Annotated in this window: 11 protein-coding genes; 6 read left to right on the top strand and 5 right to left on the bottom strand. The window is 72.0% G+C overall.

From position 1 onward, the window contains the following. Positions 1 to 130: 130 nt before the first annotated feature. The 3 genes from ABTY04_RS06960 to ABTY04_RS06950 all read left to right on the top strand — a co-directional run bounded on the left by ABTY04_RS06960 (position 131) and on the right by ABTY04_RS06950 (position 3,012). Positions 131 to 841 (top strand): maleylpyruvate isomerase family mycothiol-dependent enzyme, encoded by a 711-nt coding sequence (locus ABTY04_RS06960; protein ID WP_352212283.1) that lies wholly within the window; start codon positions 131 to 133, stop codon positions 839 to 841. A 25-nt stretch (positions 842 to 866) separates the two neighbouring features. Then, positions 867 to 1,523 carry an MBL fold metallo-hydrolase gene (locus ABTY04_RS06955; RefSeq protein WP_352212282.1) on the top strand — a complete coding sequence of 219 codons (657 nt, stop codon included), beginning with the start codon at positions 867 to 869 and terminating at the stop codon, positions 1,521 to 1,523. Positions 1,524 to 1,626: 103 nt separating this feature from the next. Beyond that, a complete protein-coding gene (locus ABTY04_RS06950; RefSeq protein ID WP_502996568.1) occupies positions 1,627 to 3,012 on the top strand; it encodes an MFS transporter in 1,386 nt (461 codons plus the stop codon). A gap of 55 nt (positions 3,013 to 3,067) precedes the next feature. Here the strand turns inward: ABTY04_RS06950 and ABTY04_RS06945 are convergent, their stop codons facing one another. The 4 genes from ABTY04_RS06945 to uvrB all read right to left on the bottom strand — a co-directional run bounded on the left by ABTY04_RS06945 (position 3,068) and on the right by uvrB (position 9,169). Beyond that, the gene (locus tag ABTY04_RS06945; RefSeq protein ID WP_352212281.1) at positions 3,068 to 4,057 is read right to left on the bottom strand and encodes a TerC/Alx family metal homeostasis membrane protein; all 990 of its coding nucleotides are present in this window, start codon (positions 4,055 to 4,057) and stop codon (positions 3,068 to 3,070) included. Positions 4,058 to 4,295: 238 nt separating this feature from the next. Beyond that, positions 4,296 to 6,284: a TerD family protein gene (locus ABTY04_RS06940; protein ID WP_352212280.1), complete on the bottom strand. Its 1,989-nt coding sequence runs from the start codon at positions 6,282 to 6,284 to the stop codon at positions 4,296 to 4,298. Positions 6,285 to 6,351: 67 nt separating this feature from the next. Then, entirely contained in the window at positions 6,352 to 6,930 is a 579-nt protein-coding gene (locus tag ABTY04_RS06935) for a TerD family protein (RefSeq protein ID WP_352212279.1), read from the bottom strand. A gap of 88 nt (positions 6,931 to 7,018) precedes the next feature. Continuing rightward, positions 7,019 to 9,169 (bottom strand): excinuclease ABC subunit UvrB, encoded by a 2,151-nt coding sequence (gene uvrB, locus ABTY04_RS06930; protein ID WP_352212278.1) that lies wholly within the window; start codon positions 9,167 to 9,169, stop codon positions 7,019 to 7,021. Positions 9,170 to 9,414: 245 nt separating this feature from the next. Here uvrB and ABTY04_RS06925 point away from each other — a divergent pair, with 245 nt between their 5' ends. The 3 genes from ABTY04_RS06925 to ABTY04_RS06915 all read left to right on the top strand — a co-directional run bounded on the left by ABTY04_RS06925 (position 9,415) and on the right by ABTY04_RS06915 (position 12,451). Beyond that, the gene (locus tag ABTY04_RS06925) at positions 9,415 to 10,326 is read left to right on the top strand and encodes a glycerophosphodiester phosphodiesterase (protein ID WP_352212277.1); all 912 of its coding nucleotides are present in this window, start codon (positions 9,415 to 9,417) and stop codon (positions 10,324 to 10,326) included. Between the two features lie 39 nt (positions 10,327 to 10,365). Further along, complete coding sequence (locus tag ABTY04_RS06920) at positions 10,366 to 10,929, top strand: methylated-DNA--[protein]-cysteine S-methyltransferase (RefSeq protein WP_352212276.1); 564 nt, start codon at positions 10,366 to 10,368, stop codon at positions 10,927 to 10,929. A gap of 226 nt (positions 10,930 to 11,155) precedes the next feature. Beyond that, positions 11,156 to 12,451 (top strand): MFS transporter, encoded by a 1,296-nt coding sequence (locus tag ABTY04_RS06915; RefSeq protein WP_352212275.1) that lies wholly within the window; start codon positions 11,156 to 11,158, stop codon positions 12,449 to 12,451. Here ABTY04_RS06915 and ABTY04_RS06910 read toward each other — a convergent pair. Further along, positions 12,405 to 12,803: a cupin domain-containing protein gene (locus ABTY04_RS06910; RefSeq protein WP_352212274.1), complete on the bottom strand. Its 399-nt coding sequence runs from the start codon at positions 12,801 to 12,803 to the stop codon at positions 12,405 to 12,407. The two genes, ABTY04_RS06915 and ABTY04_RS06910, sit on opposite strands and share 47 nt — an antisense overlap. Positions 12,804 to 12,894 lie beyond the last annotated feature (91 nt).

The following is a 12,894-nucleotide window of genomic DNA, read 5'->3' as shown; positions in this document are numbered from 1 at the left end:
TGGGGGGCGCCTCGGCGATGGGAAAGAGCTTGGACTTCGAGCGTATAGCACGCGCATTCGATTTACGGCACTCCTCAGACGGCTTCACCCATTCGTGTGGCCGGGGGCCCGCGGCACTAGGCTCGGACCCATGACTGATCATGTGCACGACCTGCAATCTGTACGTGAAGCCACGGACCGGCTGCTGACCGCGGTCGCGAAACTGGACAACGCCGCCCTCGCCGAGGAGTCACACCTCCCCGGCTGGACCCGCGGCCACGTGCTGGCACACCTGGCACGCAACGCGGACGCCCTCGTCAACGTCTTCGCGGGCCGCCCGATGTACGCGAGCGCCGAGGCCCGCGACTCCGACATCGAGCGCGACGCCCCGCGCCCGCTGGAGGTCCAGCTCGCCGACGTCCGCGAGACCCACGCCGACTTCCTGGCGCAGACCGAGCAGGACCAGGACTGGTCGCGCACCGTCGAGCTGCGCAACGGGGTCACCGACCTCGCCGCGAACGTGCCGTTCCGCCGCCTCGTCGAGGTCGAGCTGCACCACGTCGACCTGAACATCGGCTACGAGCTCTCCGATCTCCCGGACGAGTTCACCGCCCGCGAGATCACCTTCCTCGCCGACCGCTGGTCCGGCCGCCCGGAGGTCCCGCCGGTCACACTGGCGGTGTACGGCGACGCCGTCCGGCAGCCCGGCGACCCCGTCTGGCACACCGGCGGCACCGAGGGCACCCCGGTGACCGTCACCGGCCCCGCGGACGAGCTGCTCGGCTGGCTCGCCGGGCGCGGGCTCCGGGGCGCCCACCTCGGCGCCGAGGGCGGACCCCTGCCCGAACTCCCCCCGCTCTAGGAACACGCACCTCTAGGATCGACACATGACGTACAGCGGAGCGGTCAAGGTCGGCGGTCCGGCCGACGTGCACGAACTCTCGGACCTGATGATCTCCAAGGTCGCAGTGGGTTCCATGAACAACAACGCGTACCTGCTGCGCTGCCGGGCCACCGGCGCCCAGCTGCTGATCGACGCGGCCGCCGAGGCGGACACGCTGCTCAGCCTGATCGGCGACGACGGCATCGAGTCCGTCGTCACCACCCACCGGCACGGCGACCACTGGGGCGCGCTCCAGGCCGTGGTCGAGGCGACCGGCGCACGCACCTACGCGGGCGCCCACGACGCCGAGGGCATCCCGGTGGCGACCGACGTCCTGGTCGCCGACGGGGACACGGTCACGGTCGGACGGGTCACCCTGACCGCCCGCCACCTGGTCGGACACACGCCCGGCTCGATCGCGCTGATCTACGACGACCCGCACGGGCACCCGCACGTGTTCACGGGCGACTGCCTCTTCCCGGGCGGCGTGGGCAACACCTGGGGTGACGCGCAGGCCTTCACCCGGCTGCTGGACGACGTGCAGCACAAGCTCTTCGAGCAACTGCCCGACGAGGCCTGGGTCTACCCGGGGCACGGCAACGACACCACGCTCGGCGCGGAGCGGCCGCACCTGGCCGAATGGCGCGAGCGCGGCTGGTAGCACGCGCCCCGTACCGGTCAACACCACGGCAGGAAGCACTCCTTCCGGTCGAAGATGACCGAACGCACGTCCTGGGGGTGTGGGGCGGGGTAATTGCTGCACCATGCAACAGGACCCCTCCCCCTCCCTCGCCGTCCCCGTCGATCCCCGTCCCCCCTCGATGCTGCGCCTGGCCTCGGCCTCGCTCGCCGGGACCGCCATCGAGTTCTACGACTTCTTCGTCTACGGCACGGCTGCGGCCCTCGTCCTCGGCCCGCTGTTCTTCCCGTCCTTCTCCACGCTCGCCGGGACCCTCGCCGCCTTCGGCACCTTCGGCATCGGCTTCCTCGCCCGCCCGCTGGGCTCCGTGGTCTTCGGCCACATCGGAGACCGCTACGGCCGGCGCCCGGTGCTGCTCGGTTCCCTGCTGCTCACCGGCCTCGCCACGGTCGCGGTCGGCTGCGTGCCGACGTACGCGACGATCGGCATGGCGGCGCCCCTGCTGCTCCTCGTGCTGCGCTTCCTCCAGGGGCTCGGCCTCGGCGGCGAGTGGGGCGGCGCGGTCCTGATGACCGCCGAGCACGCCCCCGAGCAGCAGCGCGGACTGTGGGCGAGCTTCCCGCAGGTCGGCCCTGCGGTGGGCTTCCTGCTGGCCAACGGCATGACCCTCACCCTGTCCGCGACGCTGACCGACGGGCAGTTCGCCTCCTGGGGCTGGCGCGTGCCGTTCTGGGCGGCGGGCGTGCTGGCCCTCGCGGGGCTGTGGCTGCGCCGCTCGGTGGAGGAGACCCCGCAGTTCCGCGCCCTCGCCGAGACCGGCCGGCGCTCCGACGCACCGCTGTCCGAGGTGGTGCGCGGCCACTGGCGGCTGCTCCTGCTGACCGGCGGCGCCCTGTCCGCGGGCTACGCGGTCTTCTACGCGGTCACCACCTGGTCCCTCGCGTACGCCACGGAGCACCTGCGCGTGGACCGCACGGCGATGCTGGCCTGCGTCATGGCGGCCGTCGCCCTCAAGGGCCTGATGACTCCGGTCGTGGCGGTGCTCGGCGACCGCCACGGCAGGCGGCCGCTGTGCCTGGCCGGCAGCGCGATCTGCCTGGTGTGGATGTTCCCGTTCGTCGCGCTGCTGCGCACGGCGGACCCCTTCCTGATGACGCTGGGCTGCATCGGCGGGCTGCTGGGCATGGTGACGATGTTCGCCGTGGTGGGCGCGTACCTGCCGGAGCTGTACGCCCCGCGGATCCGCTGCACGGGCGCGGCCGTGGGCTACAACCTGGGCGGGGTGCTGGGCGGGGCGCTGACCCCGATCGTGGCGACGGCGCTGGCGGACGGCTCGGGTCCGCCGTGGGGCGTGGCCGTGTACCTGAGCGGGATCGCCCTGATCAGCCTGGTCTGCTTCGTGCTGCTCCCGGAGACGAACCCGACGGTCGTCCGGGCGCGGACCGGCCCCGGTACGGAGTCGGGCACCGGTCCGGGAACGGGGGCGGCCGAAGCGGCCGCCCCCGCGTAGCCCGGCCGGACCGCCGGGCGTCAGGCATCAGGCATCAGGCATCAGGCATCAGGCATCAGGCGTCGACGCGCTCCGGGCGGGCGGCGGCCTCGGCGGCCGCCCGCTTCTTCGAGGCCATCAGGCTGGTGATCGTGGTGATCACCAGGACACCGCAGATGACGCCGAGGGAGACCGGGATGGAGATCTCCGGGACGTGCACCCCGGACTCGTGCAGGGCGTGCAGCACCAGTTTGATGCCGATGAAGCCGAGGATGACGGACAGGCCGTAGCCGAGGTGGACCAGCTTCTCCAGCAGACCGCCGATGAGGAAGTACAGCTGGCGCAGACCCATCAGGGCGAAGGCGTTGGCCGTGAAGACGATGTACGGGTCCTGGGTGAGACCGAAGATCGCGGGGATCGAGTCCAGGGCGAACAGCACGTCGGTGGTGCCGATGGCGAGCATGACGACCATCAGCGGGGTCAGGACGCGCTTGCCGTTGTTCCGGATGAAGAGCTTGGTGCCGTGATACCGGTCGGCGACGCCGAACTTCTTCTCGATCGACTTGAGGAGGCGGTTCTCCTCGAACTCGTCGTCGGCGGACCCCTCGTCCTTGCGGGCCTCCTGGATCAGCTTCCAGGCGGTGTAGATCAGGAACGCGCCGAAGATGTAGAAGACCCACGAGAAGGTGGTGATGATCGCGGCGCCGGCGGCGATGAAGATCGTGCGCAGCACCAGGGCGATCAGGACGCCCACGAGCAGGACGCGCTGCTGGAGGTGGGAGGGCACCGCGAACTTCGCCATGATCAGGACGAAGACGAAGAGGTTGTCCACGCTCAGGGACTTCTCGGTGATGAAGCCCGCGAAGAACTCCTGGGAGGCCTGGCCGTTGCCGAAGAACAGCAGGCCGAGCCCGAACAGCGCGGCCAGGACGATCCAGACGACCGTCCAGGTGCCCGCCTCCTTGATCGATACATCGTGCGGTTTGCGGCCGATGAGGAAATCGGCGCCGATCAGGATGCCCAGACCGAGAATGGTCAGCACCCAGAGGGTCAACGAAACATCCACTGCTTATTCGCCTCCGGCAGATGGCTCAGCACACAGGTCAGCGTCATCGCTGCCGGAGGTCTCTTCCACCCGGGGGGCCTGGAGGCCGCGGGCCGGCGCCCCGGGACCGACTGCGTTCACACAGCCGAAGTGGTCCGTATTGACGGGTACGCCGTAGCAGGAAAGCAGGAATACTCCCCTCCGCGTGCCCAGGGTATCCGTCAGACCCCGAAAAGGTAAAGGGAATGCCAAGGGTGGGTCATGGGCGGGCATTGCGCCGGGTGGCGGCGATCCGGTCCAGGGTCTCTTCCAGGACTCGGCTGCCCTGCGGCGGCAAGTCCGCTTCGAAGGTCCAGGCGTGGCCGACCCACGGGTCGGCGAGATGGTCGTCCGGCACCGGCGACAGCCGCATCAGCGAGCGCCACAGCGGGTCCAGCAGCGGCCCGTACGCCGAGGCCTCGTCGCGGTCCGCCACCATCAGGAGGTGCACGCCGACCGCCGGGCCCTCGTCGGCCAGGTAGCGCAGCCGGGTGACGGCCCGGTCGTCGAAGCCGTGCGGGAAGTCGTGCACGATCAGCAGCTGGTCGGCGATGTCGACGTCGGGCGGCAGGTCCTCGGGGGCCCCGGCCCGCACGGCCATCTGTACGAGGTCCACCCGTCGGGTCAGCTCCTCCAGGGTCCGGGTGACCCCGGCGGCCCCGGCGGCGGGCGGACCGGCCAGCACCCCGGCCGCGACCAGCGGCGCCAGGGAGGCGGCCCCCGCCCCGGCCGCGTCGATGACGTGCACGGAGAACCGGTCGCCGGGATGGACCGCGAGCAGCCGGACCGCGTGGGCGACGGCCATGTCCATGGCCGCCCGGCGCAGCCGGTCGGTGTCCATCGCCATCGCGGCCTCGGAGCCGGTGCGGCCGTTGTCGATCCACAGTCCGCGCTCCAGCGGGACCCGCACCAGCATGGGGATGCGCAGCTCGGGCCGCTCGGGCAGGTGCAGGTCGCCGAGGCGCAGGGCCATCGGGGCCTCCTCGGGGACCCCGTGCCCGTGCCAGACGGGGTTGGCCCAGCGGGCGTACGAGGGCGGCAGCGCGGGCTCGACCACCTCGGACTCGGCGATCAGCTGGGCCAGGTCCTGGTCGAGCACCGCCTTGGCCTGGGCGACGAGCTCGTCGTGGCGGGCCCGCGCCTCGTCGCGGGCGGCGTTGCCGGAGCCTGCGAGGCGGTGGCGGGCGTCGGACAGCGCCTCGTCGAGCTCGCGGTCCATCCGGGACCCGGCGAAGTCGCAGGCGCTGCGGTAGGCGGCCACCGAGCGGGCCAGGTCCTCGAACATGCCCCAGACCTGGTTGTAGAGCCGCTCGTCCATGGACCAGCCACTGGCGTCGCCCGCGACGGGGACGGGCGGCCGGCCGGGCTCCGCGGACTCGGCGGCCCGCGGCGCCGGTTCCGGCGCCTCGGTGGTGCTGCGGCGGCGGCGCGGGTGCACGTAGTCGAGCGTGGGCGGGCCGCTCCCGGCGTCGGGCCCGGCGGCGGGGCCGGGCGTACCGGCGTACGGGACTCCGGACACCGGCACTGGACCCGGCTGCTCGGGAGCCGCCGGGCCGGACACGCCCGCAGCCGTATCCGCCCCGGAGGCGGAGTGCGGTTCCGGGAGGCCGAGCGGAACCCCGGGGGCGCCCCCGGCAGGCACGGGCGCGAGCGAGGCCGCGTCCCGCTCGGCCGCTCCCGCCACCTCGGCGGCCAGTGCCGCGGCGGCCGGTGCGCCCAGTCCGGCGTCGGCCAGCAGCGCGCCGAGCCCGTCCGCGTACCCCTGGCCCACGGCGCGGACCTTCCAGGCTCCCTGGCGCCGGTAGAGCTCGACGGCCACGACTGCGGTCTCGGACTCCAGCCCGGTGAGCGCGTACCCGGCGAGCACGCCGCCCTCCGGGTCGGCCACGGCCACGTACGACGCGGGCACCGCGCCGAACCGCGCCGGCCCGCCGGGCGGCAGGACCAGGACCACCCCGATCCGGTGCACGGCCGGCGCGACGGCGTCGAGGTCGACGGCGAAGCGGTGCTCGCCCGCCACCGCCCCCGGCGCCTGCAGTCCGGGCAGGCTCCGGGCGCCGGGGCGGGCCACCGAATCGGGGCCGGCCAGCCGGCCCGCGTCATCGCAGGCCGAGGCCAGGGCGAGCACGGGCGTGCCCGCCGAGACCCTGATCTCCACCCGCGTCCGGGACAGGGGGTGGTTCTGCCCCCGGACCAGTTCGGCCGTCATCGTGCAGCCCCTCCCCCGTGCCCTTGCGCTCGTTCTGTCGTGTCCGGTCGTCCGGACGGGTTCCGGCTTACAGGTGCGGCAGGATCGCCGGCATCAGGTCCTGGAAGGTGCGGCCGTTGGCCGGGTTGCCGAGGGCCGTCATCTGCCAGCCTTCGCCGACGCGGGACACCTTCGCCATGATCTGCGCCGTGTACTGGCCGCCGCCGTCCAGCGTGTAGCGGGCCAGCTCCTGGCCGTTGGTCTCGTCGACGATGCGGCAGAACGCGTTCTGCACCTCCTGGAACGTCTGGCCGGTGAACGAGTTCACCGTGAAGACGATCTGGTCGATGTGCACCGGCACGCGCTGGAGGTCGACGAGGATCGACTCGTCGTCCCCGCCCTGGCCGGCGCCGCCGACGAGGTTGTCACCGGTGTGCCGGACCGAGCCGTCGTCGCTCTGCAGGTGGCGGAAGAACACCACGTCCACCGGCTGCTTGTCGGCGAAGAGCACCGCCGAGGCGTCCAGGTCGATCTCCCGGGTCCGCGAGCCGAACAGTCCGCGGCGCTTGGCCGCCTGCCAGCCGAGGCCCATCCGGACCGCGGTCAGCGTGCCGCCGCCCTGCTTCTGCAGACTGATGGCCTGACCCTTGGTCATGTTGACCGTCACGCGCTGTCCCCTCTCCCTCGCCCCGCCCCCGATGTGGGTGCGCAGCATGTACCTGCGGCTGACGCCAACCCTACTGACCGCCTCCGGGTCAGGCGAGGCCCGCTTCCTTCATCTGCCGCAACTCCTTCTTCAGCTCGCTCACCTCGTCGCGGATCCGGGCCGCCACCTCGAACTGGAGCTCGGCGGCGGCACCCCGCATCCGCTCGGTCATCTGCTCGATGAGCACGGCCAGTTCCTCGGCCGGCCGGTCGGTCAGCTCCGCCGCCGCCTTGGCGGACCTGGCACCCTTGGCGCCCTTGCCGGCCGCCTTGGCCTGGGCCGTCGCCACGCTGCCGAGCGCGGGCACGGAAGCCTTGGCGTCCTTCCCCTGGCGGTACCCGGTGCCGAGCAGCTGTTCGGTGTCCAGCTCCTCCCGGGCGATGGTGGCGACGATGTCGTTGATCTTCTTGCGCAGCGGCTGCGGGTCGATCCCGTTCGCCGTGTTGTACGCGATCTGCTTCTCCCGGCGCCGGTTGGTCTCCTCGATGGCCTTCTCCATCGCCGGGGTCATCTTGTCCGCGTACATGTGGACCTGGCCCGAGACGTTGCGCGCCGCGCGGCCGATGGTCTGGATCAGGGAGGTCCCCGAGCGCAGGAAGCCCTCCTTGTCGGCGTCGAGGATGGCCACCAGCGACACCTCGGGCAGGTCGAGGCCCTCGCGCAGCAGGTTGATGCCGACCAGGACGTCGTACTCGCCGGCCCGCAGCTCGCGCAGCAGCTCGATCCGGCGCAGCGTGTCGACGTCGCTGTGCAGGTAGCGGACCTGGATGCCCAGCTCCAGGAAGTAGTCCGTGAGGTCCTCGGCCATCTTCTTGGTGAGGGTGGTGACCAGGACGCGCTCGTCCTTCTCCACCCGCTGCCGGATCTCGTGGACCAGGTCGTCGATCTGCCCCTCGGTGGGCTTGACCACGACCTCGGGGTCGACGAGGCCGGTGGGGCGGATGATCTGCTCGACGAAGCCGTCGCCGCGGGAGAGCTCGTACTTGCCGGGAGTCGCCGACAGGTAGACCGTCTGGCCGATCCGCTCCTGGAACTCCTCCCACTTCAGCGGCCGGTTGTCGAGCGCGGACGGCAGCCGGAAGCCGTGGTCGACCAGGGTCCGCTTGCGCGAGGCGTCGCCCTCGTACATCGCGCCGATCTGCGGCACGGTGACGTGCGACTCGTCGATGACGAGGAGGAAGTCCTCGGGGAAGTAGTCGATGAGCGTGTTGGGCGCGGAGCCGCGCTCGCGGTCGTCCATGTGCAGCGAGTAGTTCTCGATGCCCGAGCAGGACCCGATCTGGCGCATCATCTCCAGGTCGTACGTGGTGCGCATGCGCAGCCGCTGCGCCTCCAGCATCTTGCCCTGCTTCTCCAGCTCGGCGAGGCGCTCGGCCAGCTCCGCCTCGATGCCGTTGATCGCCTTCTCCATGCGCTCGGGGCCGGCGACGTAGTGGCTTGCGGGGAAGACGTACAGCTCGCGGTCCTCGCTGATGACCTCGCCGGTCAGCGGGTGGAGGGTGGACAGGGCCTCGATCTCGTCGCCGAACATCTCGATGCGGACGGCGAGTTCCTCGTAGACCGGGAAGATCTCTATGGTGTCGCCGCGCACGCGGAAGGTGCCACGGGTGAAGGCGACGTCGTTGCGCGTGTACTGGATGTCGACGAAGCGGCGCAGCAGCTGGTCCCGGTCCATCTCCTCGCCGACCTTGAGGGGGACCATCCGGTCGACGTACTCCTGCGGGGTGCCGAGGCCGTAGATGCAGGACACGGAGGCGACGACGATCACGTCGCGCCGGGTGAGGAGCGAGTTGGTCGCCGAGTGGCGCAGCCGCTCCACCTCCTCGTTGATCGAGGAGTCCTTCTCGATGTAGGTGTCCGACTGCGGTACGTAGGCCTCGGGCTGGTAGTAGTCGTAGTACGAGACGAAGTACTCGACGGCGTTGTTCGGCAGGAGCTCGCGGAACTCGTTCGCCAGCTGGGCGGCGAGCGTCTTGTTCGGCGCCATCACCAGGGTCGGGCGCTGGAGCTTCTCGATCATCCAGGCGGTGGTCGCCGACTTGCCGGTGCCGGTCGCACCGAGCAGGACGACATCCTTCTCACCTGCGCGGATGCGCTTCTCCAGGTCGGCGATGGCTGCCGGCTGGTCGCCGCTGGGCTGGTAGGGGCTGACGACCTCGAAAGGCGCCACCGTGCGTTCGATCTTCGATACGGGCCGCATGAGTCCACGGTACGACCCCCCACTGACACTCACGCCGCCGCGCGGGACCGCGGCGCCGCGCCGGGTCCTGCGGGCGGGGCAGAAGTCCTCCTTTCTGGTCCGTTTGTCATAGTTCGGTGGCGGCCAGGTGATCTTCAACCGCATGATCGCCGTAGAGGTCCCCGCCGTGAAGTGCATCGCCGCAACGTCTCCCATTCCGCACGCGTCTGACGCAGGAACAGGGCTCCGAACCGAGGAGAACGCACATGTACGTCCGTCCCGCCGCCGCGACCGCCGCCGCATTCCTGGGCTTCACCCTGACCGTGCTGGGCGGGACGGCCTCGTCCGCCGCCACCGGCCCCTCCGCCGCCACCGGCTCCACAGGGGTGCTGAACCCCGTCGTATACGCCCACCGGGGGGCTTCGGCGTACGCCCCGGAGAACACGCTCCCCGCGATCGACCTGGCGATGCGGATGGGCTTCTCCTGGGTCGAGAACGACGTCCAGCGCACCAAGGACGGCGAGCTGGTCGTGATCCACGACGACACCCTGGCCCGCACCACCGACGTCGAGCAGGTGTTCCCGGACCGGGAGCCCTGGCGGGTCAAGGACTTCACGGCGGCGGAGATCGCCACGCTCGACGCGGGCAGCTGGTTCGGCGAGGCGTTCGCGGGCGCCCGGGTGCCGACCCTGCGCGAGTACCTCGACCGGGTGCAGCGCAACCGGGAGCGGCTGCTTCTGGAGATCAAGAAGCCCGAGCTCTACCCCGGGATCGAGCAGCAGACGCTCCAGGTGCTGGGCGAGGCCGGCTGGCTCGACGCGGACCACGTGCAGCGCCGCCTGGTCGTGCAGAGCTTCAGCGCCGACTCCGTGCGCATCGTCCACGGCATGCGCCCGGACCTCGTGACGGCCTTCCTGGGCACCCCCACCGTCGCCGACCTGCCGAAGTACGCCCAGTTCGCGGACCGGATCAACCCGTGGCACACCACCATCTCGGCCGACTGGGTGGCGGCCGTGCACGGCCTGCTGGGCGCCCACGGCAAGGCCATGGAGGTGGACACCTGGATCGTGGACGATGCGGCGACGGCGCGGAAGGTCCAGGGGATGGGAGTGGACGGGATCATCACCAACGCCCCGGACGTCGTGCGGGAGGCGGTGCTCGGCGGCTTCGGGCACTGAGCCGCCCGGGCTGTCGTACCCGCCCCGTACCGTGGAGGGGTGGACAGCACCGAGCGGCCGCGCGGGCCGCACCTCGAATGGACCGTCGTCGCCAGCGACATCGGGCCCCTGCTCCTGGCCGCGACCCCGCAGGGCCTGGTCCGGGTCGAGTTCCATGCCGGTCCGGACCGGGTCGACCAGATGATCGGCTCCCTCGTCTCCCGGCTCGGCGCCGACGCCTGGCGGCCGGCCCCGGGCCACGAGGTGCTGCTGGCCGAGCCGGTACGCCAGCTCTCCGCGTACTTCGCCGGCTCGCTCAGACGCTTCGAGCTGCCGCTGGACTGGCGGCTCAGCTCCGGCTTCAACCGGCAGGTGCTCCAGGAGCTGGACCGCTCGGTGCCGTACGGGGCGGTCGTCGGGTACGGGGAGCTCGCGGCCCGTGTCGGACAGCCGGGCGCGGCCCAGGCCGTGGGCAACGCCATGGGGTCGAACCCGCTGCCGCTGGTGGTGGCCTGCCACCGGGTCGTGGAGAACGACGGCGGAATCGGCGGCTTCGGCGGCGGGGTGGAGACCAAGCGGTCCCTGCTGGCACTGGAGGGCGTCCTGCCGCAGCCGCTGTTCTGACGGGCGGACCGGGGCGCGGGTGCCGGCCGAGGCGCGGGTGCCGGCCGGGGCGCGGGCCGGGACCGGCGTGCGGTCCGGGGCGGACACGTGCTCCGGGGCACGGGTGCGCATATCCCGTTCCGTCGGGCGGTAAGGGGTGCGAAACTGCCGCGGTGACTACTGCTACCGCCTCCGGCCGCGCCGCGCCCGTACACCGTCCTGCTCCGGTGCGCCGGGGGTGGACGGCATGACCGCCGTACCCGGAACCGACCGGCCCGCTCCGCCCGTCGACCCCGCGGACCTGCCCCGGCTCCAGCGCCGCGTCTCCGGGGTGCTGATCGCGAGCCAGATGCTGGGCGGCCTCGGCGTGCCCATCAGCATCGCTCTGGCCCCGGTCCTCGCGACCGAGGTCAGCGGCACCGAGTCGCTGTCCGGCTTCGCCTCCACCGCCGCGGTGATCGGCACGGCGGCGGTCTCGCTGCCGCTCGCCGCCCTCATGACCGCGCGCGGCCGGCGGGCCGGGCTGGTCCTCGGCTACGGCATCGGCGCCGTCGGGGCGAGCCTGGTGGTCCTTGCCGCCGCGATCAAGAGCTTCCCGCTGCTGATGCTCGGCATGGCCGCCTTCGGAGCCGCCTCCTCCGCCAACCTCCAGGCCCGGTTCGCCGCCGCCGACCTCGCCGCCCCGGACCGCCGGGCCCGGGCGGTCGCCGTCGTCGTCTGGGCGTCGACCCTCGGCGCGGTGCTCGGCCCCAACCTCTCCGCCCCGGCCAGCCGCAGCTTCGCCGGGACCTCCATACCCGAGACGGCGGGCCCCTTCGTCTGGGCCGGCGCCGTCTTCATCCTCACCGGCACCCTGATCGGCCTGCTCCTGCGGCCCGATCCGCTGCTGACGGCCCGGGCCCTCGCCTCGCCCGAGGAGCAGGCCCGCAACAGCCGCTCACTGCGCGCCGGGGTCGCCGCCGTCAAGGCCTCCCCGCGGGCGCGGCTGGCCCTGGTCACCGTCGCGGTGTCCCACACCGCCATGGTCTCGATCATGGTGATGACCCCGGTCGACCTGGGCCACCACGGCGCCGGACTGCAGCTCGTCGGCCTGGTGATCAGCGGTCACATCGCCGGCATGTTCGCCTTCTCGCCGGTCATGGGCTGGCTCGCGGACCGGGTCGGACGACTGTCCGTGATCGGTCTGGCCGCCGGCCTGCTGTCGCTGGCCGCCCTGCTCGCCGGCACCGCCGGTCCGGACCACGCGCAGAGCGCGGCCGGCCTGTTCCTGCTCGGCCTCGGCTGGTCCGCCGGCATGGTCTCCGGCTCCGCGCTGCTGACCGACTCCGTGCCGCAGGCCGCCCGGGCCGCCGTACAGGGCCTGAGCGACCTCACGATGAACACCTGCGCGGGCGTGGGCGGCGCGGCCGCCGGCCTGGTCATGTCCCACGCGGGCTACGGCTGGCTGAACGCGATCGGCGCGGGCCTGCTGCTGCCGATGGCGGCGCTCGCCCTGTTCACCGCGCGCCGCCACCCGGCTGCAGCTCCTGCCCCTGCCAGTTGATGTGGTAGGCCTTGCGCAGCGTCTCGTGGACGGTCCAAGTGGTCTTGTCCCCCTCCCGGAGCACGCAGGCGGAGCTGGGGCCCACCTCCAGCGTCGCGCCGCCTTCGACCTCGATGGTGGCGCGGCCGCTGACCACCACGAACAGCTCGTTCGCCTCGGTGTCGGTCACCACGCCCGGGGTGATCTGCCAGATGCCGCGCACCTGCTTGCCATCGGGGGACTCCCACAGCACCCTGCCCGTCACGACGGGTTCGCCGGAGAGGATCTGGTCGGGATCGAGGTCCTCGGCCTCCAGCTCGACGTCCGGTACGGATACGGCGAAGGAGGCGGGACCATGCTCACTGGTGCTCATGCCGAGTCACCCTATTGCGGCCCTCCGGCGCGGCGCGGTGCACAAGGCGTCCAGGTTCTGACCGGAGCACAGGGCAACCTGTCCAGCCGGC

Origin of the sequence: Streptomyces sp. NPDC097981 (assembly GCF_040302565.1) — a bacterium.
Taxonomy (GTDB): Bacteria; Actinomycetota; Actinomycetes; order Streptomycetales; family Streptomycetaceae; genus Streptomyces.
Note: the sequence above shows the minus strand (reverse complement) of the source record. Positions and strands in the feature narration are given on the sequence as shown.

Excerpts from the sequence above, each read along its gene's own strand:
- ABTY04_RS06925 (WP_352212277.1), top strand. The coding sequence starts at position 9,415 with ATGTACGTCCGTCCCGCCGCCGCGACCGCCGCCGCATTCCTGGGCTTC.
- ABTY04_RS06955 (WP_352212282.1), top strand. The coding sequence starts at position 867 with ATGACGTACAGCGGAGCGGTCAAGGTCGGCGGTCCGGCCGACGTGCAC.
- ABTY04_RS06960 (WP_352212283.1), top strand. The coding sequence starts at position 131 with ATGACTGATCATGTGCACGACCTGCAATCTGTACGTGAAGCCACGGAC.
- ABTY04_RS06915 (WP_352212275.1), top strand. The coding sequence starts at position 11,156 with ATGACCGCCGTACCCGGAACCGACCGGCCCGCTCCGCCCGTCGACCCC.
- uvrB (WP_352212278.1), bottom strand. The coding sequence starts at position 9,169 with ATGCGGCCCGTATCGAAGATCGAACGCACGGTGGCGCCTTTCGAGGTC.
- ABTY04_RS06950 (WP_502996568.1), top strand. The coding sequence starts at position 1,627 with ATGCAACAGGACCCCTCCCCCTCCCTCGCCGTCCCCGTCGATCCCCGT.
- ABTY04_RS06940 (WP_352212280.1), bottom strand. The coding sequence starts at position 6,284 with ATGACGGCCGAACTGGTCCGGGGGCAGAACCACCCCCTGTCCCGGACG.
- ABTY04_RS06910 (WP_352212274.1), bottom strand. The coding sequence starts at position 12,803 with ATGAGCACCAGTGAGCATGGTCCCGCCTCCTTCGCCGTATCCGTACCG.